22 protein-coding genes are annotated in these 25,500 nt (G+C 71.8%); 11 read left to right on the top strand and 11 right to left on the bottom strand.

Translation table 11 applies throughout. The features are described from left to right. Positions 1-26: 26 nt before the first annotated feature. The 5 genes from R6Y94_RS22055 to R6Y94_RS22035 form a co-directional block, all read right to left on the bottom strand. Complete coding sequence (locus tag R6Y94_RS22055) at positions 27-1,187, bottom strand: magnesium and cobalt transport protein CorA (protein WP_318397788.1); 1,161 nt, start codon at positions 1,185-1,187, stop codon at positions 27-29. Positions 1,188-1,456: 269 nt separating this feature from the next. Beyond that, positions 1,457-1,732, bottom strand: coding sequence for a ubiquitin-like small modifier protein 1 (locus tag R6Y94_RS22050; RefSeq protein WP_318397787.1), 276 nt, complete (start codon positions 1,730-1,732; stop codon positions 1,457-1,459). Positions 1,733-1,735: 3 nt separating this feature from the next. Continuing rightward, the gene (locus R6Y94_RS22045) at positions 1,736-2,821 is read right to left on the bottom strand and encodes an exo-alpha-sialidase (protein WP_318397786.1); all 1,086 of its coding nucleotides are present in this window, start codon (positions 2,819-2,821) and stop codon (positions 1,736-1,738) included. 108 nt (positions 2,822-2,929) lie between these two features. After that, the gene (locus R6Y94_RS22040) at positions 2,930-3,760 is read right to left on the bottom strand and encodes an isocitrate lyase/phosphoenolpyruvate mutase family protein (RefSeq protein WP_318397785.1); all 831 of its coding nucleotides are present in this window, start codon (positions 3,758-3,760) and stop codon (positions 2,930-2,932) included. A 60-nt stretch (positions 3,761-3,820) separates the two neighbouring features. Continuing rightward, on the bottom strand, positions 3,821-5,062 hold the full coding sequence (locus R6Y94_RS22035; RefSeq protein ID WP_318397784.1) for a sialidase family protein: 1,242 nt from the start codon (positions 5,060-5,062) through the stop codon (positions 3,821-3,823). Positions 5,063-5,344: 282 nt separating this feature from the next. On the opposite strand from R6Y94_RS22035, the gene R6Y94_RS22030 reads away from it, so the two are divergent. The 3 genes from R6Y94_RS22030 to R6Y94_RS22020 all read left to right on the top strand — a co-directional run bounded on the left by R6Y94_RS22030 (position 5,345) and on the right by R6Y94_RS22020 (position 9,615). After that, positions 5,345-6,937 (top strand): glycosyltransferase 87 family protein, encoded by a 1,593-nt coding sequence (locus R6Y94_RS22030; RefSeq protein WP_318397783.1) that lies wholly within the window; start codon positions 5,345-5,347, stop codon positions 6,935-6,937. A 560-nt stretch (positions 6,938-7,497) separates the two neighbouring features. Beyond that, positions 7,498-9,081, top strand: coding sequence for a sulfatase (locus R6Y94_RS22025; protein WP_318397782.1), 1,584 nt, complete (start codon positions 7,498-7,500; stop codon positions 9,079-9,081). Positions 9,082-9,237: 156 nt separating this feature from the next. Continuing rightward, positions 9,238-9,615 (top strand): VOC family protein, encoded by a 378-nt coding sequence (locus R6Y94_RS22020; RefSeq protein WP_318397781.1) that lies wholly within the window; start codon positions 9,238-9,240, stop codon positions 9,613-9,615. Between the two features lie 79 nt (positions 9,616-9,694). Here the strand turns inward: R6Y94_RS22020 and R6Y94_RS22015 are convergent, their stop codons facing one another. Next, positions 9,695-10,159, bottom strand: coding sequence for a PPOX class F420-dependent oxidoreductase (locus tag R6Y94_RS22015; RefSeq protein ID WP_318397780.1), 465 nt, complete (start codon positions 10,157-10,159; stop codon positions 9,695-9,697). Between the two features lie 375 nt (positions 10,160-10,534). Here R6Y94_RS22015 and R6Y94_RS22010 point away from each other — a divergent pair, with 375 nt between their 5' ends. After that, positions 10,535-11,794: an FAD-dependent oxidoreductase gene (locus R6Y94_RS22010; RefSeq protein ID WP_318397779.1), complete on the top strand. Its 1,260-nt coding sequence runs from the start codon at positions 10,535-10,537 to the stop codon at positions 11,792-11,794. Between the two features lie 68 nt (positions 11,795-11,862). Beyond that, on the top strand, positions 11,863-12,627 hold the full coding sequence (locus R6Y94_RS22005) for a class I SAM-dependent methyltransferase (RefSeq protein WP_318397778.1): 765 nt from the start codon (positions 11,863-11,865) through the stop codon (positions 12,625-12,627). A gap of 246 nt (positions 12,628-12,873) precedes the next feature. Here R6Y94_RS22005 and R6Y94_RS22000 read toward each other — a convergent pair whose 3' ends face one another. Further along, positions 12,874-13,035: a hypothetical protein gene (locus tag R6Y94_RS22000; protein ID WP_318397777.1), complete on the bottom strand. Its 162-nt coding sequence runs from the start codon at positions 13,033-13,035 to the stop codon at positions 12,874-12,876. A gap of 19 nt (positions 13,036-13,054) precedes the next feature. Between R6Y94_RS22000 and R6Y94_RS21995 the strand changes: the two genes are divergently transcribed. Both R6Y94_RS21995 and R6Y94_RS21990 read left to right on the top strand, forming a co-directional pair. After that, entirely contained in the window at positions 13,055-13,411 is a 357-nt protein-coding gene (locus tag R6Y94_RS21995) for a hypothetical protein (RefSeq protein ID WP_318397776.1), read from the top strand. Between the two features lie 120 nt (positions 13,412-13,531). After that, the gene (locus R6Y94_RS21990; protein WP_318397775.1) at positions 13,532-14,503 is read left to right on the top strand and encodes an ADP-ribosylglycohydrolase family protein; all 972 of its coding nucleotides are present in this window, start codon (positions 13,532-13,534) and stop codon (positions 14,501-14,503) included. A gap of 71 nt (positions 14,504-14,574) precedes the next feature. Here R6Y94_RS21990 and R6Y94_RS21985 read toward each other — a convergent pair whose 3' ends face one another. Together R6Y94_RS21985 and R6Y94_RS21980 are read right to left on the bottom strand one after the other, a co-directional pair. Next, the gene (locus R6Y94_RS21985) at positions 14,575-15,426 is read right to left on the bottom strand and encodes a hypothetical protein (RefSeq protein ID WP_318397774.1); all 852 of its coding nucleotides are present in this window, start codon (positions 15,424-15,426) and stop codon (positions 14,575-14,577) included. 5 nt (positions 15,427-15,431) lie between these two features. Further along, positions 15,432-16,073: an RNA polymerase sigma factor gene (locus tag R6Y94_RS21980; protein WP_318397773.1), complete on the bottom strand. Its 642-nt coding sequence runs from the start codon at positions 16,071-16,073 to the stop codon at positions 15,432-15,434. 615 nt (positions 16,074-16,688) lie between these two features. On the opposite strand from R6Y94_RS21980, the gene R6Y94_RS21975 reads away from it, so the two are divergent. The 3 genes from R6Y94_RS21975 to fxsT all read left to right on the top strand — a co-directional run bounded on the left by R6Y94_RS21975 (position 16,689) and on the right by fxsT (position 21,911). After that, entirely contained in the window at positions 16,689-17,690 is a 1,002-nt protein-coding gene (locus R6Y94_RS21975) for a DUF4034 domain-containing protein (RefSeq protein WP_318397772.1), read from the top strand. 248 nt (positions 17,691-17,938) lie between these two features. Continuing rightward, positions 17,939-18,436, top strand: coding sequence for a hypothetical protein (locus R6Y94_RS21970; protein ID WP_318397771.1), 498 nt, complete (start codon positions 17,939-17,941; stop codon positions 18,434-18,436). Next, positions 18,378-21,911, top strand: a complete 3,534-nt coding sequence (gene fxsT, locus R6Y94_RS21965; protein ID WP_318397770.1) for an FxSxx-COOH system tetratricopeptide repeat protein — start codon at positions 18,378-18,380, stop codon at positions 21,909-21,911. The genes R6Y94_RS21970 and fxsT overlap by 59 nt, the downstream gene beginning before the upstream one ends. Positions 21,912-21,932: 21 nt before the next feature. On the opposite strand, the gene R6Y94_RS21960 is transcribed toward fxsT, so the two are convergent. Further along, positions 21,933-22,115: a hypothetical protein gene (locus R6Y94_RS21960; protein WP_318397769.1), complete on the bottom strand. Its 183-nt coding sequence runs from the start codon at positions 22,113-22,115 to the stop codon at positions 21,933-21,935. Positions 22,116-22,316: 201 nt separating this feature from the next. Between R6Y94_RS21960 and R6Y94_RS21955 the strand changes: the two genes are divergently transcribed. Then, positions 22,317-23,600 carry an effector-associated domain 2-containing protein gene (locus R6Y94_RS21955; protein WP_318397768.1) on the top strand — a complete coding sequence of 428 codons (1,284 nt, stop codon included), beginning with the start codon at positions 22,317-22,319 and terminating at the stop codon, positions 23,598-23,600. Here R6Y94_RS21955 and R6Y94_RS21950 read toward each other — a convergent pair. Then, positions 23,589-25,418 carry an HEXXH motif domain-containing protein gene (locus tag R6Y94_RS21950; protein WP_318397767.1) on the bottom strand — a complete coding sequence of 610 codons (1,830 nt, stop codon included), beginning with the start codon at positions 25,416-25,418 and terminating at the stop codon, positions 23,589-23,591. The genes R6Y94_RS21955 and R6Y94_RS21950 overlap by 12 nt on opposite strands. Positions 25,419-25,500: the final 82 nt, after the last annotated feature.

Below are 25,500 nucleotides of genomic sequence, written 5' to 3'. Positions count from 1 at the left end.
GACGGCGTCGCGGCGGCCCGGGCCGGTCAGAGCCAGTCGCGGCGCTTGAAGATCACGAAGAGGGTGGTGCAGACCACCAGCATCAGGAAGAGCGCGAACGGGTAACCGAGCACCCAGTGCAGCTCGGGGATGTGGTCGAAGTTCATCCCGTACACCGTGCCGATCACCGTCGGCGCGAACAGGATCGCGGCCCAGGCGGAGATCCGCTTGATCTCCTCGTTCTGCGTGTAGCTGGCCACGGTCAGGTTCTTGACCTCCTCGTTCTGCGACTGTGACACCAGCGTGGCGTTCAGGGTGAGGATGTCCGCCAGGATCTGCCGGAACTCGTTGACCCGCTCCGAGGCGGTGGTGGCGTGGTCGGCCACGTCGCCCAGATAGCGCCGCAACTCCTCGTCGGTGCCGTACTTCTCGAAGCCGGCGGTGAGCCCCTGGAGGATGTCCAGCAGCGGCCGGGTGGCCCGCTGGAACTCGATCACCTCACGGGACAGCTCGTAGATCCGCCGGCTCACCCGGGGATCACCGCCGAAGACCTCGGTCTCGATCTCGTCGATGTCGTTCTGCAACCCGCCGACCACCGGGGCGTACCCGTCGACCACGCTGTCCAGGATCGCGTACAGCACCGCTTCCGGGCCGCGCCGCAGCAGGTCGGGGTCGTTCTCCATCCGGCGACGCACGGCGGTCAGGTCGGGTGCCTGCCCGTGCCGTACGGTCAACACGAAGTTGGCCCCGACGAAGATGTGCACCTCGCCGAAGTCGACCTCCTCGCGCTCGTCGAGGTAGCGGGCGGCCCGGAGCACCACGAAGAGGGTGTCGCCGTAGCGTTCGAGCTTCGGCCGCTGGTGCGCGACGATGGCGTCCTCGACGGCCAACTCGTGCAGCCCGAACTCCTCGGCCACGGTGAGCAACTGCCCCTCGGTCGGCCGGTACAGGCCGATCCACGCCATCGTCCCGGGATGGTCCCGCAGCCGCTGGCAGGTCTCCGCGAGGTTCGGCGAGCCGTCGACCCGGTGACCGTCCCGGTAGATCGCGGAGGTGACCACACTCTCCTCCGCCGGAGGCGGCTCGCTGCGCTCCTCGGCCGCCCGCGGATCCATCGACAGCTCGGGTGGCGACTGCGGATATCGGTCCTGCGAGCGGCGCAGGGCCCGCTTCGCGGGACGGAGGGCGCGCGAACGCCAGTCGGACATGGGCAGCCTCCACAACGAAGACGTCGAGCGACACGTGCGGGGACCCCACGAAAGAGTGGATCGCATAACCGGTCGACGGCCCACGCCGGGCCGCCGTCCCATCCCACGCCCGCCCCCGGCCGAGGACGACCAACCGCCGGCCAACAGCACGGAATGTTGACCAACCCCACCGTAGGCGGCGCCGCGACCCTTCGCACCCCGAGTCGTGGACAACGCCGGCCGGGTGGTCCCGCTCGACTGCCGACCGGGACCACCAGGGCGGGGCCGGGTCAGCCCCCGGCGACGGAGGGGATGACCTGGATCTCCGCGCCGTCCGGCACCGCCGTGTCGAGGCCGCCGGTCTGCCGGCAGTCCTCGCCGTCGACGTACACGTTGACGTATCGGCGCAGTTGGCCCTGCTCGTCCCGGATCCGCCGGATCAGCCGCGGCCACTCGGCGCCCACTTCGTCGAGCACAGCGCGGAGGGTGCCCGCCGCGGCGACGTCGAGCCGGCCCGCGCCGGCCGTCTCCCCGCGCAGTGCGGCGGGCACGACGACGGTGACCATCGCTCAGACCTCCGCGGCCCGGACGCAGAGCACGTCGGGCAGGTGGGCGGCGACCAGCGACCACGAGTCGCCCTCGTCGCGGCTGGCGTAGACCTCGCCGGAGCGGGTGCCGAAGTAGACCCCGGCCGGATCGGCGTCGTCGACGCACATGGCGTCGCGCAGCACGGCGGGGTAGTAGGGGCCGGTCGGCAGCCCGTCGGTCAGCGGCTGCCAGGTGTCACCCGCGTCGGTAGAGCGGAAGACCCGACAGCGCCGGTCGACGGGGAAGCGTTCCCCGTCCGCGACCAGCGGGAAGGTGTAGATGGTGTCGCCACGGTGCGGATGGGCCACCATCGGGAAGCCGAAGTCGCTGGGCAGCCCGTCGGCGATCGACTGCCAGCTCACCCCACCGTCGGTGGACCGGTAGACGCCGTGGTGGTTCTGTGCGTAGAGCTTCTCGGGGTCGACCGCGTCCCGGGCGACCTTGTGCACGCACTGCCCGAACTCGGGCCACTCGTCCGGCATGAAGTAGGCGCGGATGCCGGTGTTCTGCGGGCGCCAGCTCGCACCCGCGTCGCCGGTGCGGTAGACGCCGCCGGTCGACATCGCGACCAGGACCTGCGCCGGATCGGCCGGGTGCGGCAGCACCGTGTGGATCGCCTGGCCGCCGAACCCGGCGTCCCACTGCTCGCGGTGCGGGTGGTCCCAGAGCGGGCGGACCATCTCGTAGGAGATGCCGCCGTCGACCGACCGGAACAGCGCCGAGGGCTGGGTGCCGGCGTAGACCACGTCGGGCTGGTCGGTCGGGCCGGGGGTGAGCTGCCAGACCCGCTCCAGGCTGGCTCCGGCGCCCTCCGGGAACGCGACGGGCGGCTCTGCCGGCTCCTGCCAGGAGGCGCCGAGGTCGTCGCTGGTCGCGACGCTGGGGCCGAAGTGTGAACTGGTCACCCCGGCGAGCAGCCGGGGGGTGGCCCGCCGCTTGTCCACGGCGACCGAGTAGACCCCGGTCATCGCGAAGTGCGGCCCGCTGACCTGCCAACTCTTGCGGTCGTCGCTGCTGGTGGCGAGGAAGAGGCCCTTGCCGGTGCCGATCGCCAACAAGGCGGTCATGGTCATCCCTCCGATCGGACGTGCGCCGTCGATGTCCGCCGGCCAGTATGCCGAGCGGCACCGACAAGAAGTCAGCTCGGACGCCCGTGGCGAGGGATTTGCGATTCGTTACGGCCAGAGTGCGTTGACCCGGGGGTAGCTGAGCACCTCCGTGGCGAAGCCGAAGGTGCCGGTATCCCGGATCTCCCGGGCCGCGTCCACGAAGGCGGTCAGCGCCACCCGGGCCAGAGCCGAGCCGACGCTGACCCGGCGTACGCCGCAGTCGGCGAGCATCGCGACCGTCACCCCGGGGGCGCCGCCGGCCAGCGCGTTGACCGGTTTGTCCACCGCCGCGCAGACCGACCGGACGGCGTCCAGGTCCGGCAGTCCCGGTGCGTAGAGCACATCGGCGCCGGCTGCGGCATAGGCCCGGAGCCGGCGGATGGTGTCGGGCAGGTCGGCCCGGCCGTAGAGGAAGTTCTCCGCCCGGGCGGCCAGGGTGAACGGAAACGGGAGCGCCCGGGCCGCCGTCACCGCCGCCTCGACCCGGCGTACCGCGTCCTCCAGCGGGCGGATCGGATCGGCGGGGTCGCCGGTGGCGTCCTCGATCGAGCCGCCGACGGCGCCCGCCTCGGCGGCGAGCCGGATCGTCTCGGCCACCTCGGCCGGGTTGTCGCCGAATCCGCTCTCCAGGTCGGCCGCCACCGGCAGCGGGGTCGCGTCGGCGATCAGCCGGACGTTCCGCAGCGTCTCCGCCCGGCTGACCAGGTTGGCGCCGTCGCGCCGGCCGAGCGCGAAGGCCAGCCCGCCGCTGGTGGTGGCGAGCGCGGGAAAGCCGAGCTGGGCGAGTATCCGGGCACTGCCGGCGTCCCACGGATTGGGGAGTACGAAGGTGGGCCCCTCGTGCAGCCGGCGGAAGGTGACCGCCCGGCGGTGCTGGTCGGCGGCGTCCAGAGTCATCGGATCATCCTCTCCGCCGGCCAGTCTAGGTACCCCGTCCTCCCCGCGGCCCTCCCGCCGTCACTCGGGTGTGCCGTTGAGCATCCACGGCAGGTTGAACTTGCGGAACACGATCGACCGCCGCGAGGTGTCGCTGGCGCCGGTGTTCTCGTTCACCTCCACCAGTGCCCCGACGAAGTAGTCGGCGGTCTTGGCCATGCTCGAGTAGCCACCCTCGGCGACGCTGCCGCCGCCCAGCCCCGGCCAGGACGGCAGCGGCGCGTCGGCGAGCCGGCGGTAGACCGGCCAGGTCCGGGCCTCGTCGTAGCTGATCCGCACGGTCATCCTGGTCCGGGTCTCGGTGCTGGCCGAGTTGAGGAAGACGATCCGGGTCGGCGAGTCGAGGTTGTACCGCAGGACGGAGCCCTGGGCGCGCGGATCGAGCAACGTCTGGTCCGGCGCGAAGGTGCCGAAGCCGCCCTCGATCGTCCCGCGCGCCACCCAGCGGCGCTTCGCGCCCTCCCAGACCGCGCCGACGGCCCGGTCGTTGCGCATCAGCCGGCCGTCGGTCAGCTCCAGTACGGTGCCCTCGCTGGTGCCCTCCTGGGCGGCGCCGCTGCTGGTGGTGATGCGCTGCACCTTCCAGGTGGCCCCGTGGTCGTCGCTGTAGATGTTGCGGTGCAACGCCGGGATCACCAGCCGGCCGGTGGAGGTCTGCACGCCGACGCCCGGTCCCATCGCGTCCCAGGCCCAGGTTCCGCCGCCGGCGAGCGTCCTCGGCTTGAGCGTGGCGGTCAGGTCCACCGGATCGGTCCAGTTCCGGCCGTCGTCGGCGCTGCTGCTGACGTACACCTTGCGGTGTTCCCAGGCGGTGATCCGGGTGGTGCCGCCGTCGCCGTTCTGGCTGTAGCCCGCCGGGTTCCAGGACATGAAGAGCCAGATCCTGCCGTTGCTGGAGTCGACGACGGCGGTGGGGTTCCCCCAGGTGCCCTGTCCGGCCCCGACCACCTCGTCCAGTGCCGACCAGGTGGCGCCGTTGTCCGTCGAACGCTTGTAGACCAGGTTGATGTTGCCCCAGTCCCGGTTGTTCGACGCTCGGCCCTCGGCGAACGCGATCAGGGTGTTCGCCTTCGTCCGCACCAGCGACGGGATCCGGAAGGAGTGGTAGGTGATGCCGTTGAGGGACTCGCCGCCGCCGTCGAAGAGCAGCCGCTCGCTGTGCGCGGCCGGTGCGGCCGCCGCGGGTCCACCGGCCGGCGCCACCGACAGGCCGACCAGCAGCCCACCGACCAGCATTCCGGCCGTCCTCGCTCGCCAGGACATCGGTACCTCCTCGCCGCCGGTCCGCGTCAGACCAGCAGGTCCTTGTAGTAGATGCTGGCCAGCCGATTCGGCGCGTCCTGGGAGGCGGAGCCGAAGCAGAGCCGGGCCGTGTTCAGGTCCGCCGCGTCGGTCAGGCCGAAGCGCCGTACCTCCGGGCGTAGTTAAATACCTACATCTATCGCTTGGGCTGAGAAAGAAACTGCCATACCGTCTCGGTCACCGCAAGGTCTCCGTACGGCATCGGTCGATCTTCCGCCGGGGCCGGCTGTCTAGACTCGCCGGATGGGCAGTCGCAGGGGGACGACCGCGCTCTGGGGAGTCTTCGGCGTCATCGCGGTGGTCTCGTCGGCACTCGTGCTCCGCCGGCCCGACTGGGAACGCCTCTCGGATCTGCACATCTACCACGGCGCCGTCCGGCACCTGCACGCCGGCCAGCCGCTCTACGAATTCGTCGCAGAGAACGGCGGGCCGTTCACGTACCCGCCCTTCGCCGCCCTGGTCCTCTCGCCGATCGGTCTGCTGCCCGAGGGTGTCCTCCAGCTCTGCTGGCTGGTGCTGACCTGCGCGGCGGTCGCCGCCATCGCCATCGCGGTGGGTGGGGCGGTCACCTCGCGACGGCACCGCCGACCGCTGGTGGTCGCGGCCATCGCCTGCGCGCTGATGCTCTCCGCGCCGGCCCAGAGCAACCTGCGCTTCGGCCAGGTCAGCGTCTTCATCGTGTTGCTCGCCCTGGTCGACGGTGCGGGGCTGACCCCGGCCCGGTACCGGGGCGTCCTGGTCGGGATCGCTGCGGCCGTCAAGCTGACCCCGCTGCTGTTCGTGGTCTTCTTCCTGGTCTCCCGCCGCTGGCGCGACGCCGGTCGGGCGGCCGGCGCCTTCCTGGCCTGCGGCCTGATCGGCGCGGTCGTACTCCCGGCGGACAGTTGGACCTTCTGGACCGGCACGTTCCTCAACACCTCGCGGGTCGGCAACCTCGCCTCGCTCGGCAACCAGTCCCTGCACGGCATGCTGCTGCGGGTGGGCGCGGAAGGCGACACCTTTCCGCTGCTCTGGGCCGGCCTGGTGCTGGTCGTCTGCGGAACGGCGCTGCTGCGGGCACGCCAGCTCGAACTGTCCGGCCGGTCCGCACAGGCGGCCGTGCTGGTCGGCTGCGCCACCGTGGCAGCCTCGCCGGTCTCCTGGACCCACCACCAGATCTGGCCGGTACTGGCCGCGATGTTCCTGGTCGGGTCGTACGGGGTGGCACGCCGGGTGGCCGGCGTCGCGGTGCTGTGCGTGATGGTGCTGTCGCTGGGCGCGCTGCTCAGCTCGGTCTCGATGACGCCGGGACTCCAGTTCCTCTTCGAGAACTCGCGCTCCCTCGCCACCATCACGCTGTGCCTGGCCGGGTTCGGCGGGGTCGCGGTCGCGGCGGTCGCCGCTGGTCGGCGTACCTCCACGGTCCGGAGCTGGTTGCGGGTGGGCGCCGCAGCCCTGGCCGGGGTCGCCTTCTTCGCCGTACAGCCGCTGCCGGCCGGGGCGGACCCGACGTTCAAGGCGTACTCGATGTCCGACGTGCACAACCCGCGCTACTTCTTCGTGTGCCGCAGCGCGGCCGAGTGCGCCGCGTTCCGCGCGGGTGCGCCGATCACCTTCGGAGTCACCGCCGAGAAGACCAAGGTACGCGTCAACGGGGTCGTCGACGCCACCGTGGCCCGGCTCGAATACCAGTCCGCGCCCGGGGGCGCCGCCCGGACGATCCCCCTGCTGGAGGTCTATCCGGGGCAGTGGCTGTTCTCGTTCCGCTCGGCCAACCTCTCGCACGGCCGGTTGACCGCCTACCGTGCGGACGGCAGCCCGATCGCCGCGTACAGCGAGGAACTCGCCACCGGGTGACGGCGCGGTCGCGGCGGGTGGGACGGTTCGCCGACTCGGCAGCCGGCGGCCGGGGTCCGGTCAACTCGGGATGTTAACGTGGCGCCCGGCTCACGACGGCGGCACGCAGACCAGGCCGGTCACCGCCTCGACCGGTGCCGGCCGGCCAGGCGGTGCCGGCGCCGCCGACCTCGCGCGACCGTGTGGGCCGGTCACTCCCAGTGGCGAGCGGGCGTCACCAGGCTTCACAGGAAAGGGCCTCTGGATTGTCGGCTTTCACGCGCCGTCGTCGAACCCCGACCGATGCGCCGCCGGAGCCGGTGGAGGTCCCGGCCGCCGACGGCCACCCGTCACCCGAACCGGACGACCACGGTACGCCGGACGCCGACCGCACGTCGGACGCCGTCGGCGGCCCGACCGCGGCTACCGCGACTGACGCCACCGCGACTGACGCCACCGCGACTGACGCCACCGCGACTGACGCCACCGCGACTGACGCCACCGCGACTGACGCCACCGCGACTGACGCCACCGCGACTGACGCCACCGTTCCCGCTCGAAAGCGTGGCTGGCTGCGGACCGTGGCGGCCGGCCTGACCAGCGTCCTGGCCCTGCTGCTGGTCGTCTTCGTCCTGCTCGCGCCGAACCAGCTAACCCTCCTCACCCCGGCTGCGTTCCTGCGGCTGCCGCTGGAAGCCCTGCTGGTGGTCGCGCTGGTGCTGCTCCTGCCGACCTGGGGACGCCGGGTACTGGCGGTACCGGTCGGGATCGCCCTCGGACTGCTGGCCATCGTGAAGGTCATCGACATGGGCTTCTTCGCGGTGCTGGCCCGGCCGTTCAACCCGGTCTTCGACTGGATCTCGTTCGAGGCCGGCACGGACTACGTCGAGGAGTCGTACGGCCGGACCGGCGCCGTCGTCGCGGTGGTCGCCGCCGGACTGCTCGCGGTCGGCCTGCTCGTCCTGATGACGCTCTCGGTGCTCCGGCTGACCCGCCTGGTGGTCCGGCACCGCCGGGCGTCGACGCACATCGTGTCGGCCCTCGGGGCCACCTGTGTGGTTGGCGCCGTGCTCGGCGTGCAGATCGTCCCGGACGTGCCGGTCAGCACCCTGACCTACGACCGGGCGCTCCAGGTGCGGGCGGCCCTGCGCGACCAGGAGGTATTCGCGGCCGAAGCCCGGGTCGACGCGTTCGGCGACACCCCTGGTGACCAGTTGCTCACCGCGTTGCGGGGCAAGGACGTGGTCCTCGCCTTCGTCGAGAGCTACGGTCGCTCGGCGGTCGAGGACCCGGCGTTCGCCCCGGGGATCGGCGCCACCCTCGACACCGGCTACACCCGACTCCGCACCGCCGGGTACGCGGCGCGCAGCGGCTGGCTCACCTCGCCGACCTACGGCGGCGGAAGCTGGCTGGCGCACGGCACGCTGCTCTCCGGTCTCTGGATCAACAACCAGCAGCGCTACACCCACCTCGTCGCCAGCGATCGGATGACCCTGAACCGGGCCTTCCAGCGGGCCGACTGGCGGACGGTCGGCGTGATGCCGGGCATCACCCAGAAATGGCCGGAGGGGACGTTCTTCGGCTACGACGAGGTGCACGCCTCGAAGGAACTCGGCTACCGTGGCCCGCAGTTCAGCTGGGCGCAGATGCCGGACCAGTACACGCTGTCCGTCTTCGAGCAGCGCGAACACGCCAAGCCGGACCACCCGCCGGTGATGGCGACGATCCCACTGGTGTCCAGCCACGCACCCTGGACACCGATCCCGGAACTCATCGGCTGGGACCAGCTCGGCGACGGATCGATCTTCGGGCCGATGGCCGAGGTGGACGAGTCGTCGGACGACGGGTGGCGGGACACCGACAAGGTGCGCACCCAGTACCGCCGCGCTGTCGAGTACTCGCTGAACACCGTCGTCTCCTACCTGGAGCGGTACGGCGACGACGAACTGGTCTTCGTCTACCTCGGCGACCACCAGCCGGCCCCGCTGGTGACCGGGGAGAGCGCCAGTCACGACGTACCGATCACCATCGTCGCCAAGGATCCGGCCGTGCTGGACCGGATCTCCGGCTGGAACTGGCAGGAGGGGCTGAAGCCCGGTCCGGACACTCCGGTCTGGCGGATGAGCGACTTCCGGGACCGGTTCCTCACCGCCTTCGGGTCGTAGCTCCGGGCCGACCCCGCTTCGTGCTGAGTCGGCCCGGTGAACCCACCCGGAATGTCGGGGCCCGCCGGTAGGATTTCCGGGCCCGCGCCACGGTGCTGGCCGGGCCCGGATCGATGTTCGGCCAAGGCTCTGACCAGCGTTCGGAGGTTTCGCATCATGCTCGACGGCACCGGTCTGACGTTGACCACCGTCAACCTGAGCGCACCGGACCCGGTGGCACTCGCCCGTTTCTACCGACTCCTCCTCGGTTGGGAGATCACCGAGGAGGAGTCGGACTGGGTACTGATGCGTGACCCGGCCGGGGGAGTCGGGCTGGCCTTCCAGACCGAGTCGCCGTACGCCCGGCCGAACTGGCCGGCCGGTCCCGGTGACCAGCAGATGATGATGCACCTGGAGATCCGGGTCGACGACCTGGAGAGCGCGGCCGCGCACGCCGTGGCGTGTGGCGCCACCCGCGCGGACTTCCAGCCGCAGCAGAATGTCCTCGTGCACCTCGATCCCGCCGGCCACCCGTTCTGCCTCTACCTCGGCTGATCCACCCCGCTGGATCGGGGAAGATCGTCGGGGTGGTGGCCTGCGGTGCTGCTCCCCGGTCGGTCCGGGGCCGGTCGGATCAGTCGGCGAGGCGGGCGGGGAAGCCGCCGGTGGCGACCGGCCCCCAACTGTCGATGGTGACCCGGATCAGCGACTTGTCCTGCCGGCGCATGGCCTCGCGGTACTCGTCCCAGTCCGGGTGCTCGCCGGAGATGCACCGGAAGTACTCGACCAGCGGCTCCAGCGCCTCCGGCAGGTCGAGCACCTCGGCGGTGCCGTCGACCTGGACCCACGGCCCGTTCCAGTCGTCGGAGAGGACGCAGGCGGAGACCCGGGGATCCCGGCGGGCGTTGGTCGCCTTCGCCCGTTCCGGATAGGTCGAGACGACGATCCGGCCCTCGGTGTCCACCCCGCAGGTCACCGGCGAGGACTGGGGTCGGCCGTCCGGGCGGGTCGTCATCAGGATGGCGCGGTGCCGGGGTCGGAGGAAGTCGAGAAGTTCGGCACGGTCGACGCGGGCGTTGGTCGCGATGCTGCGGGTCATCGATCGTTTCTATCAGGCTGCGCCGCACGATTCCGACGAACCGGTTCGCCATCCCGGCGTGGCTGTGCTCGTCGATCTCCAGCGGTGCCGGCCGGCCGCGCGCCACCGCGTCCCGGAACCGGTGCAACGAGCCGACGCCCGGGTTGCCGCCCCAGGAGAAGATCAGCCGACGTGCGTCGAACTCGGGAGTCTCGGCCGTGGTGGAGACCCTCGGCCGAGGGGCGACCGTACGTGCGTCGTACCCGTGGGCGGGACCGGATAGCTGTCCAGGGTGCGGCGCCGAGCTGCCGTATCGGCTGTGGACAGTTGCGATCTTCGCTGCGCCGGGAGTACCGTGGGCGCATAATTCATCGCTCGTTGAATAAGGTGATCGCGGTGGACGAGCGTACGACCTGCGTCGTCGTCGGCGGTGGACCGGCCGGGATGGTGCTCGGGCTGCTGCTGGCCCGGGCCGGCGTCGACGTGACGGTGCTGGAGAAGCACGGCGACTTCCTGCGCGACTTCCGGGGCGACACGGTGCACCCGTCCACCCTGCAACTCCTCGACGAGCTGGGCCTCGGCGAGCGGTTCGCCGCCCTGCCGCAGAGCCGGCTGGACGAGGTCGCCTTCCCGGTGGCGCCGGGCCGGCAGGTCGTCATCGCCGACTTCCGCCGGCTGAAGACCCGGTACCGGTACGTCGCGATGGTGCCGCAGTGGGACCTGCTCAACCTGCTCGCCGAGGCGGGTGCGGCCGAGCCCTCCTTCACGCTGCGGATGCGCACCGAGGTGACCGAGCTGATCCAGCAGGACGGCCGGGTCCTGGGCGTGCGCTACCGGGGGCCGGACGGCGAGACCGGTGAGCTGCGCGCCGAGTTGACCGTCGCCTGCGACGGCCGGTGGTCCCTCGCCCGGGACCAGGCCAACCTGCCGGTCCGGGAGTTTCCGGTGGGGATCGACGCCTGGTGGTTCCGGTTGCCCCGCGACCCGCACGACGACCCGGCCGGGCTCACCCCCCGGGTCGGCCCCGGCCGGTTCGCCGTGGTCATCCCCCGGGAGGGCTATCTCCAGATCGCCTACATCGCCCAGAAGGGCAGCGACGCGCGGATCAGGGCCCAGGGGGTCGAACAGTTCCGTCGCGACATCGCGGAACTGGCTCCCGGCTTCGCCGACCGGGTCGACGCGATCACCTCGATGGACGACGTCAAGCATCTCGACGTACGGCTGAACCGGCTCGACCGCTGGCACGTGCCCGGGCTGCTCTGCCTGGGGGACGCGGCGCACGCGATGTCGCCGGTCGGCGGGGTCGGGATCAACCTCGCCGTACAGGACGCGGTCGCCGCCGCCACGCTGCTCGCCGAGCCGCTCCGGCGCGGCACGGTGACCGAGGCCGACCTGGCCGCCGTCCGGTCCCGGCGGCTGCTACCGACCATGCTGGTGCAGCGGTTGCAGCAGTTCCTGCACCGGAATCTGGTCACCCCGATCCTGGCCGGGCGCCGGGCCGGGCCGCCCCGGCCGGTGCTGGCCCTGCTCCGGCGGTTTCCGGTCGTGTCCATCGGCCCGGCCTACCTGATCGGCGTCGGCGTACGCCCCGAGCACGCGCCGCCGTTCGCCCGCCGCCCACCGGCTCCGGTCGGCACCGACGGAGAAGTCGGCTGAGCAGGTCAGTCGGGCAGTGGGACGAGACGCTCTACGCCGGCAGTGCGGACCACTACGCCGTCGGCCGGATGCCGTACCCGGCGACGGTCGCCGACGCCCTGGCCGCCGAACTCCGGCTCGACGGCCGTGGCCGGCTGCTCGACGTGGGCTGCGGACCCGGCTCGCTGACCCTGCTGCTGGCACCGCTCTTCTCGTCGGTGTTGGGGATCGACGCCGACCGGGACATGGTGCGGCGGGCCGAGCGGGCGGCCCGCGAGGCCGGCGTCGGCAACGTGCGGTGGCAGCGGTTGCGGGCCGAGGAGTTGCCCACCGGGCTCGGCACGTTCCGGGTCGTCACGTTCGCGCAGTCGTTCCACTGGCTTGACCGCCCCCGGGTCGCCCGCGCGATACGCCCGATGCTCGGTGCCGACGGGGTCTGGGTGCACGTGGGCGCCACCACCCACCGGGGGGTGGACGGCACCGACCCACTTCCGCTTCCCCGCCCGCCGCACGACGAGATCGACGCGCTGGTCACCCGCTATCTCGGTCCGGTGCGTCGGGCCGGTCAGGGGGTGCTGCCCGCCGGCACGGCGGGCGGTGAGGAGGGGGTGATGCGCGCCGCCGGCTACCGGGGCCCGCGCCGGCTGACCGTCGGTGGCGGCATCGTGCGGGAGCGTACCGAGGACGAGGTGGTGGCGGCGGTCTTCTCGCTGTCGTACGCCGCGCCGCACCTCTTCGCCGGACGGCGTCCGGAGTTCGAACGGGACCTGCGACGGCTGCTGCGTACGGCGGCACCGGCCGGGCGCTTCGCCGAGCGCGCCCGGGAGGTCGAGCTGGTGCTGTGGCGGCCGTAGTCCCGGGTGGCCGGCGCGGCGCCAGCTCACTGAAGTGCTGACTTGTCCCACTTTCCGATGTGGATTTGGCGACATCGAGGGACAGGACTACGGTCAAGGCCGGCTGATGCCGCGAAATGGGGCCAACACGACCGACGGGATCATGGTGACTGTCCTCAACTTTCGGCGTACCCGATCAGGCGTCCTGCTCGCCGTGACGTGCGCGGCGGCCCTGTCGGTCTCGACGGCCTGCGCGGGCCAGGGGGCTCAGCGTCCACAGTGGTCCGACGGCGTACCGGCCACCGACTCCTCGTCGGCGGTACCCACCCCGACCGACGCGAGTCCGAGCCCGATCCCCACGCCGAGGCCCACGGCGGCCCGGACCACCCGGCCGCCGGCCAGCAGCGCGCCGCCCCGCCGGGCCCGCACGATGGGCGAGCAGACGACGGTGACGGTCAGGGTGACCGGCGGGTTCGGCCAGGCGCAGAACTTCACCGGCCTGCACCAGGAGGGCTGTGGCAATCCGAGTTTCGGGCTGGTGCAGGTCCGGGTGGGCGCGGCCGGCAACATCTCGTCGGTGTCGTTCCGCTACCGGGTGAACACCGTGGTCCCGTTCGACGGCAGCGGATCCGCCCGGACCATCGGCAGCGACCGGGGGACCTGGCTGACCAGCCTCGGGCCGTTCCGGGCCGAGCCGCGGAACTCGGCGGGCGGCACCATCGCCATCACGGCGGCGGCGAAGTTCAAGGACGGCTCGACCCGTACCGCCCGGACCAGCACCCCGCTGAAGGCCTGCCAACGCTGACCCGGCACTCTCCGGCCGACCTCGGCCGCCACGGCCGCGGTCACCGCCGCCCACGCGCCGGCCGGGTCGCGCCCCCTTCCGGCGGGCGGATCCGGACCGGACTGGGGCATGATCGGAGCGATGTCCTTCGTCCTGTACGAGCCGGCCCGGCTCGACCTCTGCTACGACAGCCTGCACGGCTTGTCCGTCGGTGACGCGCTCGGCGCGCAGTTCTTCATGGTTGGCCGGTCGCCGGCCGATTTGGTCGTGGGTCGACCGCCGGCCGGCCCCTGGGAGTGGACCGACGACACCGAGATGGCCTGCTCGGTGGTGGCCGAACTCGCGGCGCACGGTGAGATCGGCCAGGACCGGCTCGCCGCCGCGTTCGCGGAGCGCTGCGAGCCGTACCGGGGCTACGGGGCGGGTGCGGTGGTGATCCTGCACCGGATCCGGGACGGGGTGCCGTGGCGGGAAGCGGCCCGGGACGCGTTCGGTGGAGAGGGCTCCTGCGGCAACGGCGCCGCGATGCGGGTGGCTCCGCTCGGCGCCTACCACGCCGACCGGCCGCGTCGGGCGGCCGAGCAGGCGATCCGGTCCGCCGAGGTGACCCATGCCCACCCCGAGGGGATCGCCGGGGCCGTGCTGGTCGCGGTCGCCGCCGCGCACGCCGGAGCGGCCCGGCTCACCGGAGTACGCCCGTCCGCGCCCGAATTCCTCGACCGGCTGGAGCCGTACCTGATCGACGGGCAGCTACGCCGGGGCGTCGAGCGGGCCCGCCGACTGCTCACCGGCGCGGCGGTGACGGTCGAGGAGGCGGCGTACGAACTGGGCAACGGCTCGCGGGTGACCGCCCAGGACACCGTCCCGTTCACGCTCTGGGTCGCCGCGACCCACCTCGGCAACTATCCGGCCGCGATCACCGCGTGTGTGGCCGCCGGTGGGGACGTCGACACCACCGGGGCGATCGTCGGCGGCGTGCTGGCCGCGTACACCGGGACCGGTGACCGGCCCGACACGGCCGGCGTGCCGGCGGCCTGGCTGGCCGCCCGGGAGGCGCTGCCCGGCTGGGTCGACCGGCCCTCGGCCGACGGCCCTGTCGCCGGCCGGCCATAACCGGTTCTGGCGGTTGCTGGTCTGGCGGTTGCTGGTCTGGCGGTTGTCCGAGGGGTCCGGCCGGTGGCGGCTCAGCGGGAACCCTTGCCGCCGTGTTCCTGACCGGGCGTCCTACCGGGCGGATCGGTCGGTGCATCCCTGCCCGGGGGCCGGTGCGGCTCGGCCGGTGCATTCTTGTCCGGAGGCCGGCGCGGCTCGTTGGCGCCCGGTTCCGGGTCGGTGGCAAGCAGGTGTCGGCAGTAGCCGTCGACCTCGTCTCGACCGCCGGCCGCCCGGACCAGGACGGCGGAGGGCGGCCGGCGGGCTGAGGAGCCGTCCGGGCCACCCCCGCCCAGGAAGGCCCGACACTGCGCCACGAGCGACTGCGGCGGGGGAGCCTGACCCGGCCGGCCGGGCTCGGCGAGCGGCGGCTCGGTGCCGGTCGGGGTGGGCCTCGGCGCCGGTCCGGTCGTCGGCGGCGCTGACGTCCGCACCACCGACGGGCCGGCATCGGCGCTCGGCGTGCCGCTGGGTGGCCCGGCGGGACGCAGTGCGGGGATCTCTGCCGCCAGCGCCACGCCCGCGGTGAGCGTGGCGACGGTCACGGCGATCCAGCCGAGGGCGCCGGCGGTGAGCGGGCGCCGCTCGGCAGGTGGACCGGTGGCGGTACCGGCCAGGGCCTCGCGGGTCTCGGTCGTCCGGGGTGTCGTCGAGGCCGTGGTCCGGCCGTCGCGGGCCGCCCGGAACGCCGTCACCGCGGCGTCCTCGCCGTGGAGTTCTTCGGGTCGGGCCGGTGCCGCCGCGACGGCGAGCAGGTGGGCGAGCGGGTCCGGGACGTCGCCGTGCGCCTGCCGGGACCCGGTGGCGCCGGCCGCGACGGCGTCGAGTAGCCGCTCCGCCGCTTCCGGATCGGGCCGACCGCGTCGACGGAACACCATTCTCATCTCTCTCAGCGCCTTCCCTGTCCAGCCTCGACATCCTCGCCGGACCGTACGTCGGCGACCTGTCCGTCCGCCGGTCCGGCGCCGGCCGGCTTCTCGGCACCGTCCCGCCCGTCCTGCGATGCCAGGACGCGGGCCAGCCGGCGCAGCCCCCGGTGGGCGGCGGTGCGGACGGCTCCCGGTCTCTTGCCGAGCACCCGCGCGGTGCTCTCGGCGTCCAGCCCGATGACGGTACGCAGCAGCACCGCTTCGGCCTCGGTACGTGGGAGGGTGGCGATGAGTGCGACGGCGGTGTGGGTGCCCAGCCCTTCGTCGGCACTAGCGGCGGTGTCCTCGGCGCCGGGCAGCTCGGCGAGCGCCTCGACCGGTACCGGCAGGGTCGGCCGGCGGCGCTGGTGGCGCAGGTGGTCCAGCGCCCGGTTGCGGGCGACCCGGATGGCCCAGGCCCGGAAGCCCGGCCCGCCGGCGAACGTCGTCAGGTCGCGGGCGATCTGCAACCAGGTCTCCGATGCCACGTCCTCGGCGTCCGGCCCGACCAGCACCGCCAGGTACCGCAGCAGTCCGGGCTGGAGTTCCCGGTAGAGCATCCGGAACGCGTACTCGTCGCCCTGCTGTGCCGACCGGACCAGGGCGGTCAGCTCGGCCGGCACGGCTCAGCTCCGGTACGGGTCGCCCCGGCCCCGTCCGCCCGGGGTGCCGTCCGGACGTGATGACGGGATACCGGAGCGCTTTCCGCAGCGTCTCGTCGTACCGTGCGTTGTCGTCGGATCCCGATCCGCACCGGTCGTCCCCCGTCCACGTGATCGCCGTCCCACGCTAGGTGCGGGCCGACGCCGTAGGCAAGTCGTGGCTGTGCCGGAACGAGTGAGATATCTCCGCCCGCCGGCACGGTGCGTCCCGGTAACGCGATTCCGTCGTCCGGCGCTGCCGCCGACCATCGAACCTTTCCACCTCCCCCTTGCGGTGCTGTGGACCGTAAGGTCAGACGCGGTGCGTGAGCGCCCCGCGGTTCAGGTTGAAAGGCTTCGTTCCGCGGCCGCGACGCCGAGTTCCCGCCCGACGGTGACGGAGCGTTCGTCGCCGGTCGCGCTCGGCAGCGTGTCCCGTGAATTCCGGGGCGGCCCCGGCTACCGCCCGGCACGACGCTCGGTAGCCTCTGCGTTTCGACAACGGACCGCCGGGGCGTCCGCGACGCCCGCGGTACGGGCCGGACCTGGTGGGGAAGGCGCGGGAGGCGCGTCGACGACGGGGAAGGGGAAACGGTGATGTGGCCGTTCCGTAAGAAGGAGATCGCGGTGTCGCCGGGGCGTCCGGCCAGTGCCGCGCCGCCGGTCGACAAGGCCAAGGGCGACCGGGGGGCGGCGTGGCTGCGCGCCGCGCTGGAGCAGCGGAACTGGATGGCCGCCCGAGACTTCCTCACCTCCGTGGAGCACCCCGACGACCGGGCGTTCTATCTGGGCGTCTGCGCGGACGTCGACGGGGTGCAGGACTGGATCGAGGAGTGGATCGCCGCCGAGCCGCACTCCACCCTCCCGGCGCTGGTACGCGGCTGCCACGCCGTCTACTGGGCCTGGGAGGCACGCGGCGGCGCCACCGCCGACCACACCAGCCAGAGTCAGTTCACGGGCTTCTTCGACCGGTTGCGGATGGCCGAGAACTGCCTCGACGAGGTGGTGGACCGCGACCCCGACGACACGACCGCGTGGACCTTCCTGGTGACCGCCGCGCGAGGCCGTCAGGTCGGCCGGGAGGAGGCGATGCACCGCTTCGCGCAGGTGGTCCGCCGGCATCCCACGCACCTCGTGGCACACCAGCAGATGCTCCAGTTCCTCTGCCGGAAGTGGTTCGGCAGCACCGAGGAGATGTTCGACTTCGCGCGTACGGCGGCGGCCAGGGCGCCGGCCGGAAGCCTGCTGCCGGAGCTGGTCGTGGTGGCGCACATCGAGCACTGGCTGGACCTGCCCAGCGAGGAGAAGGACCCGTACATCATGAGTCCGCAGGTACGCGCCGAACTGCGAGCGGCGGCCGAGCAGTCGATCTGGCACCCGGAGTACCGTCGCCGGCCGGGCTGGCCCAGTCCGTTCAACTCATTCGCGCTCGCCTTCTCCTTCGCCGAGGACTATCCGGCGGCGGCCGCCGTCTTCGACGCGATCGGCGAGAACGTGACCGAGTGGCCGTGGTACTACTCCAGCGGCAGCGACCCCGCCGGCCGGTTCGCCACCTGGCGGGACATCGCCTTCGCCAACCGGCACGAGCCGCCCCGGTAGCCGTGTAACGGAAACGGCCCGAAAATCGCTGCCGCACTTCTCCCGGAATTCGTTGCCCGACGGCTTCCGAAGGTCCGTCGGGCTGGCTATTCTCTGCCGGTCCAACCGATCATGAGTAAAGGAACAACGGGACCATGTCCAACTCCACGGGGCCGGAACAGCGGTCGAAACGGTCGATAGCCACCTGGTTCCGTGGCCTTCGGCCGATCAGCAAGTTCCGGGTCGTCCTCTTCGGCATCGCGGTCCTGGTGGCGCCGTTCGCGATCTATCTCGGGCTGGACGAGCCGAACCAGGCCGAGGCGGGCGACTGCATGGCGGGCCAGACGGTCTCCGAGCTGCGTACGGTCGACTGTGCCGACAGCGGTGCCCAGTGGACGGTGCTCGCCCGGTTGGAGGGCAAGACCGAGGCCGACCACAACGATGCCGCGTGTGCGGCCCACCCGGAGACCGAGGCGTCGTTCTTCGAGGACGGACGGCGGTTCCGCAAGGGCTTCATCCTCTGCCTGGGACCGGTCGGCGAGCGGCCCGGGGCGAAAGTCAGGCGCCCGACTGCTGGCCCGCGGTTTGGCCTGGCGGTATGTGAACAGTCGGCGTGGGCAAAGTGTGTGATCGCTCCGGCATATGAGATCGCGACGTCGATGTCTGGACCTTCGGAGCCTCGGCCCATAGGCTCCATAGGCGCAGGTTGTGCATGCGAACACTCGGTCAATTGCCCTCGGCTCTTCGGGCGGTGCATCATGGGCTAACCGGTCCCGGCGTATCGAGCAGGTGGTGGGGGAGAGCGTGGCGCAGGGTTCGATCAAGAAAGACCCCGCTGCCGAGCTGCGGGACGCGCTCATTTCTGCGCTGATCGACGTGCAATTTATGAATGCGCTTCCAGACAGGCGCCTACTCATAAACCTCGTCCGGCGGGATGTCGTCAACTTCCCGGATGTTCAGGAGCGCTCGGAAGCCCGTTTGCACGTCGTGGACATCGTGTTGGCGTGTCTCGGTAACCCGGGCGGCCTGCGGGCGCTGGTGGCCGCGTTGTCGACGATGGCCCCGGACGCGCCCGGCACCAAACGCGCGACCCAACTGATCGAGTCGGCGGCGTTGCTCAGCCTGCTCCCGGACAGTGAGGTCAAGCGGGTGCACGAGTTGCTCCGTCGCGCGGAGGACGGACGGTCCGACCCGGGCTGGTGGCGTGCCGCGGTGAGCGCTGGCGTTCCGCAACTGCCGAGCACGGTCAGGAACCTGACACTGGCGTTCGACCATCTCGCCACTCAACCGCACGGCCAACACCGGCTGCCGGCGGCCCTGGTCCTGCTCAACGATGTCGCGGCCCAGCTCGACGGCCCGATCGCGGTCGAGTTGGCGCACTGGGCCGAGGGTCAGGCCGAACGCCTCGAGGTGCTGGAGGAGTTCCGGGCCCTTCGTCGCCCCGCCGGAGATCCTGTGGGCGATGCGGCGGCGGCGGCGGAGGCGGCGGCCGGTGCCGGGGACGGCCCGTCGATCCCCCGCCAGACGGAGGGTCCACCGATCGAGGCCGGCGACAACGACAACGACAACGAGAGCCCGGCCGACCCAGGACAAATTGGTACGATTGCCGTGAGCGGTCCAGACGACTCGGATGGGCTTGTACGGATTGGACCGACCGACGTCGCCGACCCGCCGGTGCTACCCAAGAGCGACGCGGGCCTACTGCGAGGAGAACCGATGCCTCCCGTCGCACCCACCCAGCGGTCCACCGCCAAACTGCCACAGGTCTGGGGCGACGTTCCACAGCGAAATCCGAACTTCACGGGCCGCAAGGCGCTGCTCGAGCATCTGCACAACGAGCTACAGACCTCCCGGGAGACCGCGGTGCTTCCGCAGGCGCTGCACGGAATGGGTGGTGTCGGCAAGTCGCAGGTCGCCATCGAGTACGTCCACCAGCACAGCGGCGACTACGACCTGATCTGGTGGGTTCCCTCCGAACAGGACGGTCAGATCCTCGCGTCCCTCACCAAACTCGCCCAGCGACTGGATCTGGACGTCAGCCCCGAGGCGAACAGTGCGGTTCCCGCCGTACGGGAGGCGTTGAGCACCGGGCAGGTGCCGTACGAGAGCTGGCTGCTCGTATTCGACAACGCCGAGACGCCGGACGAGGTACAGCGGTATTTTCCCACCGGCGGCGCCGGGAAGATCCTGGTCACGTCCCGCGACCTGGACTGGGCGCGGGTCAGCCAGTCGATCGAGGTCGACGTCTTCACCCGTGAGGAGAGCCGGACCTTCCTCCAGAAGCGCAACCCGGAGTTGTCGGATGCCGACACCGACCGGCTCGCCGAGGCGTTGGGTGATCTGCCGCTCGCCATCGAGCAGGCCGCGGCCTGGCGGGCGGCCACCGGAATGCCGGTGGACGAATACCTCGCGCTGTTGGAGGACAAGCGCATCGAGTTGCTCGACGCTTCCCCGTCCCCGGATTACAAGCGATCGGTGGCGGCGGCGTGGAAGCTCTCACTCGAACGGCTGAAGGAGGTCAACGAATCCGCCTTCCAACTGCTGCAGATCTGTTCGTTCTTCGCACCGGAGCCGATCTTGCGTGATCTGTTCGCAGGCTCGCCCACGGCGCCGATCACCCCTGAGCTGGATGCGACCCTGAGCGACAAGTTCCGGCTCAGCCGCGCGATCCGCGACATCCAGCGGTACGCACTCGCCCGGATCGACCACCGGCGGAACACTCTGCAGATCCACCGGCTGATCCAGGCCGTGCTGGTCGGCGAGATGGACGACGACGAGCGACTGCTGATGCGGCGGGGCGCGCACACGCTGCTGGCGAACGGGAACCCCAACAATCCGAGCCGGCGCGACCAGTGGGAGAACTACCAGGCACTCCGCCCGCACATCACGGTGTCCCGGGCAGTCGAGTCCACCGATCCACGGGTCCAGGAACTCGTCTTCGGGCTGGTGCGGTTCCTCTACCACTGGGGCGACCACACCGGCAGCGAGGAACTGGCCGAGGAGGCGTACGCGCTGTGGGTGCGGAACCGGGGCGAGACGGATCCGGAGACGCTCCGGCTGACCAAGTGGCTCGGCTGGACGCGGTGGGTCAACGGCAAGTACCCGGAGGCTCGGGAACTGAACCGGCGCACCCTGGAGCTGTACCGTGCGACGTTCGGCGACAACGACGAGGGCACTATCGACGCGATGTACATGGTCTCGATGGACCTGCGGACGAGTGGGGATTTCGTCGCCGCCCGCGACCTCGACGAGCGTGCGCTCGGTGCCGCCCGCCGCGAGTTCGGCGAGGACGATCCGGCGACGCTGATCTGCGCGCACGGCCTCGGGGTAAGCCTGCGGCTCACCGGCGAGTTCAAACGCGCCGCCGAACTCGACCGGGAAACCGCAGACCGTAGGGCGGTCATCCTGGGGCCCGACGACGAGGCAACTCTCAACACCCTCAACGGCCTTCTCATCGACATCCGCGAGTTGGGCGGCTACGTCGAGGCCCACCGGCAGCAGGAGGACCTCTACGCCCGGCATCTGGCCGCGTTCGGTCCGGACGCTCCGGCCACGCTGCGGGCCGCCCGTACCCTTGCGGTCGCCAGGCGTAAGGCCGGAGATCACTCCGGCGCGCGGAGCCTCGCGGACGAGACTCTGGAGAAGTACCGCCGCCGGTACGGCGACGACTTTCCCGACACGATCGCGACCGCGCTGAACGTGGCGATCGATCTCCGGCACGCGGGTGATCTGACCGGGGCGATCGAACTCGGCGAAGCGACACTGCAGCGCTACGGTCGGATGTTCGGCCCGCGTCACTCGTACACGCTGTCCGCGCGGACGAACCTGGCGATCGTGCTTCGGCTCCTGAACAGCACCGAGGCTGCGTACCGACACAACAGTGAGGCGCTGGAACTACTCGACGCCACGCTGGGCAGCGATCATCCCGTCACGCTGGCCTGTGCCACGAACCTCGCCAGCGACCTGTACGCGCTCGCCAGGACGCAGCCGGCGTACGAGCGTGACACCGACACCCTGGCCCGCTCGGAGCGGGTGCTCGGGGTGGAGCACCCGTCGACCCTGGCCGTCAGCGTGAACCTCGCACTCGATCTGCGGGCCTTGGGACGGGTCAACGAGGCTGACAAGATCCTGGCCGACACCATGGCGCGGCTTCGGAAGGTGCTGGGCGAACGACACCCGGCGACCCTGAACGCCATCCAGAGTGTCCGGGCGGACTGTGACGTGGATCCGATGCCGTTGTGACATCCGGAGATGATGCCCGGTTCAGTCCACCCGCCCCGGCGGCCCGGTCTGGCCGATGTTGCTGCGTGGCCGCTCGACCTGGGCCATAACCCGTCGGAGTGGCCGCGTCAGCAGGTCCTGGTCGTATCCGGCCAGCGTGGCGAGGGAGTCGTTGCTGAGGTCGACCAGTTCCGTCTCGACGTCTCGGGAGAAGGAGTTTTCCACTCGCCGGTTCCTTCCTCTGGGGGACGCCGTCTCATCACCCGCGAGCATGCACTGACCCGGCCGACATCGGTGGCGGGGGAGTGTCCGGTCCGTTGGCCCTGCGGTTTCACCAGTTTCCCACACGCCTCGGGCAACTCGGTCCTGATTCATCTCTGTTTTTTCGCGGTGGCCGGTGGGATGCTGAATGTCTGGAGGCATCCAATGTCGAGATCCTTTGGTGCATCCTCCGACGTCAAAGTCGGCATCGTCACCGCATTACCGGTGGAATGCGTGGCGATGCGGATGATGGTCGACGAGCTGGAGGACCTTCGAGTTCCCGGCGACCCCAATCACTACCGCGGCGGGACACTGCCGAGCCGGGATCCGGCCCGCCCGCACCGGGTCGTCATCGCGGTGCAGACCGAGGACGGTACCCGTAACGCCGCCGCGATCTGTGCGGACATGGCGCGCAGCTTTCCCGGGCTGGGGACGTTCGTGATGTGCGGGATAGCCGGCGGCGTACCCGCGCCGCACCAGCCCGACCGGCACGTACGGCTCGGCGACATCGTGGTGGCGACGAAGGGTGTCGTCGACTACGACCACGTCTGGACGGTGGACGGCACCGACACGCTCCGCCGGTCGGTGCAACAGCCGTCGAAGGCGCTGCTCCGGGCGGACCGGGAACTGGAGATGAAGGAGCTCGCCGGCGAGCTGCCCTGGGACGCGCTGCTCGGCACGGCGCAGGCCAGGGCGGCGTGGTTCCGCCGGCCGGCCGAGGAGACGGATCCGCCGGCTCCGCAGGGACCCGTCGAGGGCCGGCCGGACACCCGACCGGAGTGGCCGGTCAGCTCGCCCCGGGTACACCGCGCCGCGGTCGGCAGTGCGGACCGGTTGCTGCGCGACGCGGCCCGCCGGGACGCGTTGGCGGGCCGCCACCAGATCCGGGCCGTCGAGATGGAAGGCTCCGGGGTGGCGGTCGCCGCCGACCTGCACGAGCGGCAGTGGTTCATGGTCCGTGGCGTCGCGGACTACTGCGACAACCGGACGAAGAGCGACGTCTGGCATCCGTACGCGGCACTGGTCGCGGCGGCGTACGTCCGCGCGCTGCTGGCCGAGGCCGCGCCGTTCGGGCCGGAGGACGGGCGACCGGCCGGACCGGCGTCGAACGCACTCCAGCCGAAGGGCCTCCAGGCGAACGGTCTCCAACCGAACACCCTTCAGCCGAACGGCCTCCAGGTGATCGTCGATGCGCTGCTGGGCGTCCCCGCCATGCGGGACGACTACCAGCGGCGGACGGTCATCAACATGCTGCCCGAGCACATCCGGACGGCGGTTCCGGACAGCGTGGTCGGCAGGTTGCACGTCGTCGGGCTGGTGCGGACCTGCGAGCACTATCCCGGCGGGCGGGAGGCCCTGCTCGACGCGCTCCGGCTGACCTTCGGTGCGGACGATCCGGACTATCGGCGGATCAACGGGATCGTCGAGCGGCACTGGTCAGGCGGTTAGCGCCGCGGTCGCCTCGTCCAGCCAGGCGGTGAGCCGGACCGGGTCGGGGCGGTAGCCCTCCTCGACGGCGCGCACGTACACCGCGCGGACGAGTTCCGGGCGGTGCAGCAGCGCGGAACCGGAGTGCGGGTCGGGGTCGAACGTGCTGAGGCCGAGCCCGACCCAGGCGTTCAGGTCGTGGGGGTTCGCCCCGAGGCGCGCGCGGTAGCCGGCCCGGGCGGCGTCGAGATCGTCCCGGACCAGCGCGACGTCCGCCTCGGTGAGGTCGAGCGAGCGCATCCGGGGCCCGGGCGGGAGCGGGTGTCCGGCGATGTGCCGGCGGACGAGCAGCAGCATCCCGGGTGACCAGCGCCGCTGCGGGTGCGCCATGAGCCCGGGCCGGTACGAGTCGAACTCCACCCGCTGGTCGCGGGCCCAGGCCCGGGTGAGCCGGCGGACGTCCGTCGGCGGCGGGTGCAGGTGCCGGATCCGCCATCCGGCACGGTGCCCGGCGGCGATCAGTTCGGCGGCGCGTACCACCCCGGTGGGCAGCGGATCCGCCAGCCAGGGCTCGACCCGCTCGGTCAGCCCGGCGACGAGTCGCTCGCCCCAGCCGGTCAGGCCGGAGCCCGGCTGCCGGACGTCCCGGAGCGCCTCGCGGACCTGCGCCCGCGCGTACGCGTACTCCAGGTCCGCGCTGCGCCGTTGCGGCCCGGTACGGCTGAGCCGGTAGTCACGCCAGAACCCGGCGATGCCGACGAAGGCGTAGATCCCCTGCACCAGGCCGCTCACCGGGCGTGGGTCGTCGCGCCAGGGCGCGTACCTCACCTGCTCGTCGGGGCCGGCGGTGAGCGGCACCAGGTGCATCATGCCGCCGAGCTTGATGTGTTGGAACTCGTGCACCAGCGCGACCGCCAGGGTCACCTCGTCCGGCGGCGTCGAGACCATCACGCTGCCGAACGCCTCGCCGGTCGACGCGCTGCGCGTCTCCGAATCGTCGCTGCTGGGCAACGGCACCAGGGAGACCACGGCCGCCGCGATCGCCTCGGCGCCGTCCGGCCACTGGTCGTGGAGCAGCTGCCAGGCCCCGGCCAGCAACTCGGTCCAGCGCGCCACGGCCGCCGCGTCGAGCCGGTCCGGCTCGACCGGGTCGGCGAGTTCGCGGTACGGGTCGACGTCGTCGAGCAGGACGCGTAGCCGGGGATCGGGGCCGACCGTCAGCCGCCGCAGGCTCCACCAGCCCGGGACCTCCTCCTCGGGCGAGCCGAGCCGGACCGTCGGCCCGTCGCCGGGGGCACCGATCCGGAGTACGCCGTCGGCGCATTCCGCCGGCACCTGCTGCCATCCGGTCGAGTCGGCGAGTACCGCCATCCCGAGCGAGGGCAGCATGACCCGGCCGGAGCGCGCCGGCAGCCGGGTACGCCAGGACAGGCCGGCCCGGGCGGCGGCCACCAGCGCCACCGCGTGCAGAGCGCCGAAGTCGACCCAGATCGGGGCCCGCGCCTGTGTACCGCCGCGATGGCGCCGCAGCGCGTACGCGGCCCAGTTGCCGATCTGGGGATGCAGCAGCAATTCCGTGAACTCGGCCGGTGCCGCCCGCTCGGCCCGGATCAGCACCTCCCGGGCGGCGTCGGCCGGAGGCAGCGGGCCGAGCAGCCGTGGCTCGGCCCGGGCTGCCTCGACCACCGCGTGCAGCAGCAGGAGTCGTCGGCTGCGCTGGGTGTGCCAGAGCGCCCGGACCAGGTCGGGCCCGCCGTCGCCGGTGCAGAGCGCGTCGAGGTGTTCCCGGGGCAGGCGATGGTGCGGGAGGTTCGGCTGCGGATCGACACGGTCCACCACTGACACACTCCTCGCTCCGTCTTGGGTAGACAGCGCTGTCCCGTCCGTGGCCAGTGCCGGAAACTCTACCGCCGCTCCCTGG

Source organism: Plantactinospora sp. KLBMP9567, from assembly GCF_033446045.1.
Lineage (GTDB): Bacteria > Actinomycetota > Actinomycetes > Mycobacteriales > Micromonosporaceae > Plantactinospora.
Note: the sequence above shows the minus strand (reverse complement) of the source record. Positions and strands in the feature narration are given on the sequence as shown.

Bases quoted from the DNA above. Each gene is read 5' to 3' on its own strand.
- R6Y94_RS22015 (WP_318397780.1), bottom strand. From the start codon at position 10,159: ATGACCCGCAGCATCGCGACCAACGCCCGCGTCGACCGTGCCGAACTT.
- R6Y94_RS22045 (WP_318397786.1), bottom strand. From the start codon at position 2,821: ATGACCGCCTTGTTGGCGATCGGCACCGGCAAGGGCCTCTTCCTCGCC.
- R6Y94_RS22055 (WP_318397788.1), bottom strand. From the start codon at position 1,187: ATGTCCGACTGGCGTTCGCGCGCCCTCCGTCCCGCGAAGCGGGCCCTG.
- R6Y94_RS21975 (WP_318397772.1), top strand. From the start codon at position 16,689: ATGTGGCCGTTCCGTAAGAAGGAGATCGCGGTGTCGCCGGGGCGTCCG.
- R6Y94_RS22005 (WP_318397778.1), top strand. From the start codon at position 11,863: ATGCCGTACCCGGCGACGGTCGCCGACGCCCTGGCCGCCGAACTCCGG.
- R6Y94_RS21990 (WP_318397775.1), top strand. From the start codon at position 13,532: ATGTCCTTCGTCCTGTACGAGCCGGCCCGGCTCGACCTCTGCTACGAC.
- R6Y94_RS22040 (WP_318397785.1), bottom strand. From the start codon at position 3,760: ATGACTCTGGACGCCGCCGACCAGCACCGCCGGGCGGTCACCTTCCGC.
- R6Y94_RS22020 (WP_318397781.1), top strand. From the start codon at position 9,238: ATGCTCGACGGCACCGGTCTGACGTTGACCACCGTCAACCTGAGCGCA.
- R6Y94_RS21955 (WP_318397768.1), top strand. From the start codon at position 22,317: ATGTCGAGATCCTTTGGTGCATCCTCCGACGTCAAAGTCGGCATCGTC.
- R6Y94_RS22030 (WP_318397783.1), top strand. From the start codon at position 5,345: ATGGGCAGTCGCAGGGGGACGACCGCGCTCTGGGGAGTCTTCGGCGTC.
- R6Y94_RS22035 (WP_318397784.1), bottom strand. From the start codon at position 5,062: ATGTCCTGGCGAGCGAGGACGGCCGGAATGCTGGTCGGTGGGCTGCTG.
- R6Y94_RS21985 (WP_318397774.1), bottom strand. From the start codon at position 15,426: ATGAGAATGGTGTTCCGTCGACGCGGTCGGCCCGATCCGGAAGCGGCG.
- R6Y94_RS22050 (WP_318397787.1), bottom strand. From the start codon at position 1,732: ATGGTCACCGTCGTCGTGCCCGCCGCACTGCGCGGGGAGACGGCCGGC.